Annotated in this window: 3 protein-coding genes; 2 read left to right on the forward strand and 1 reads right to left on the reverse strand. The window is 67.0% G+C overall.

The window, feature by feature from the left end; all coding sequences use genetic code 11:
• On the forward strand, positions 1-578 hold a 578-nt coding region (locus tag VFA16_RS13155), incomplete at its 5' end, for a TetR/AcrR family transcriptional regulator (protein WP_324968238.1).
• A 97-nt stretch (positions 579-675) separates the two neighbouring features.
• Positions 676-1440, forward strand: a complete 765-nt coding sequence (locus VFA16_RS13160) for an MmpS family transport accessory protein (protein ID WP_324968239.1) — start codon at positions 676-678, stop codon at positions 1438-1440.
• 27 nt (positions 1441-1467) lie between these two features.
• On the opposite strand, the gene VFA16_RS13165 is transcribed toward VFA16_RS13160, so the two are convergent.
• A partial coding sequence (locus tag VFA16_RS13165) for an MFS transporter (protein WP_324968240.1) occupies positions 1468-2466 on the reverse strand: 999 nt, incomplete at its 5' end.

Consider the following 2466-nt stretch of genomic DNA (forward strand, 5'->3'; position numbering starts at 1 on the left):
TCAAATCCGACCGGCGTTCGCAGCTGCTGGCGGCCGCGGAACGGCTGTTCGCCGAGCGCGGCTTTCTGGCGGTGCGCCTAGAGGACATCGGCGCCGCCGCGGGAGTCAGCGGTCCGGCGATCTACCGCCACTTCCCCAACAAAGAGTCACTACTGGTCGAGCTGCTGGTCGGGATCAGCACCCGGCTGCTTGCCGGTGCCCGCGATGTGACGTCGCGACACTCCGATCCGACTGAGGCGCTCGATGGCCTCATCGACTTTCACCTCGACTTCGCCTTGGGCGAGCCAGATCTCATCCGCATCCAGGACCGTGACCTCGCGCACCTGCCAGCGGCAGCCGAGCGGCAGGTGCGCCGTGCTCAGCGGCAATACGTCGAAGTCTGGGTGGGAGTGCTGCGTCAACGAAACCTTGGACTAGCCGAGGCCGACGCACGGTTGATGGCCCACGCGGTATTCGGGTTGCTGAACTCCACACCGCACATCATGAAGCCCCTCAACAATTTGCGCGCCAAGCCGGCGCGGGCGCGCGCTGTCATGCGGGCGATGACGCTCGCGGCGCTGAGCCCCGGCGATCGCTAGCGCCCGGCCGGTCTGCCACCGGCGGCCCCGCAGCCACCACCAGCACGTCAGCCACCGGCAGTGATGCTGCAGGTACCCTGCAACCCATGAGGTGGGCATGACCGATCCGCGTCGACCCAGGTGGTATCCCAATACGGCTGGGCGAGGAACCGAGCCGACCCGACCGCTGGGCACCCCTTATCAACCGTCAACCAGCCCGACAGGCGCGAACCAGCCGCCCTATGCACCCGGGCACGGGCCCGCGCCCGGTCCGAACGTGAGCGAGTCCCATCCGACGGAGCGTTTGCCCCAGTACTGGCTGCATGGCCAATCGCCCGACGCAGACGGGATACCTCCCGGGGAAGGGCCACCGCCGGAGCGGCCGAGATCCCCGCGCTGGCTATGGATCGTCGCCGGCGCAGCCGTGCTGCTGGTCGTCGCGCTGGTGATCGCACTGGTGATCGCCAACGGCACGGCAAAGAACGAGACCGTCGTGCCGCCCCTGCCCGCGATGCCGGGGTCGAGCACCCCGGCGTCGAAGTCCGCGTCATCCACCACGTCGGCGCCGTCGAACACCACTTCCCCTACCGGCACCTCCGGCGCGACAACCAGCGCCGCCGCAGCACAGACGGTGGTCTACAGCGTGACCGGGCAAGGACATGCGATCAGCATTACCTACGTCGACGACGGCGGCGTCAGGCAGACCGAGTTCAACGTAGTGCTGCCCTGGACCAAGGAAGTCAGCCTGTCCTCGCCCCAAGACACGGCCAGCGTGACGATCGTCAACATCGGCCACGACGTCACCTGCTCGGTCACCGTGGGCGGAGTCCAGGTCCGGCAACGCACGGGGGTGGGTTTAACAGTGTGCGACGCGGCGGGCTGACGTTCCGATTGCCGGGCTGAATCCGGCCTAGGCCTCGCTGTGGCGCGGCGCCCGTACCAGCAGCATGGCCAGCAGCCCGGTGGCCAGAACCACGCACAAGCCCGCCATCCCGGCACGGACAGCGTGGAATGCGTCGACGAAGATTGAAAACAGCCACGGCGCGAGGAACGACACCGCACGGCCCGTCATCGTGTAGAGGCCGAAGGCGACACCCTCCTTGCCGTCACGCGACATTCTCAGTAGCAGAGTGCGCGCCGACGACTGCGCCGGTCCAATAAACAGGCACAGCGACAACCCGCACACCCAGAACGCCAGCGGGCCGGACAACGTCATCAATGTGAGCCCCAACGTGACGATCGCGGCCAGCGATCCCACAATCACCGGCTTTGAGCCGACCCGGTCGTCGAACAGACCGCCCAGCACCGCGCCGCACGCAGCGACGACACTGGTGGCGACCCCGAACACCAGCACATTGGCCTGCGATATGCCGTACACGTTGACTCCCAGCACCGCGCCGAACGTGAACACCCCTGCCAGCCCATCCCGGAACACCGCGCTCGCCAGCAGAAAGTAGACGAGGTTGCGGTCACGGCGCCATTCCGCGCTGAGGTCCGACCACAGCTTGCGATAGCCGCTCAAAAAGCCTCCCGCGGGGTGGGACACCTCCACGAGCGTCGGCAGTCGGTGGGCGGTGAGCAGCAATGGCAGCGCGAACATCGCGAGCCAGCCGGCGGTCAGCAGCATGGCGGCCCGGACATTCCAACCGTCATGGGTAGATAGGTGAAGCAAGCCGCGCGTGTTGCCGGAACCGGAGATAAATCCCACGTACACGATCAGCAGCAGAACGACGCTGCCGACGTAGCCGGCTGCCCAGCCGAAACCCGAAATACGCCCGAAGGTTTGCGTGGTCGAGAGCTGCCGCAGCATCGCGTTGTAGGGGACGCTGGCAAGGTCGCCGCACGCCGCTGTCGCCGCGAGCAGCACCAGCCCCGGCAACAAATAGCTGGGCTGGTCTCGGATCAAACT

The organism is Mycobacterium sp., assembly GCF_035653355.1.
Lineage (GTDB): Bacteria > Actinomycetota > Actinomycetes > Mycobacteriales > Mycobacteriaceae > Mycobacterium.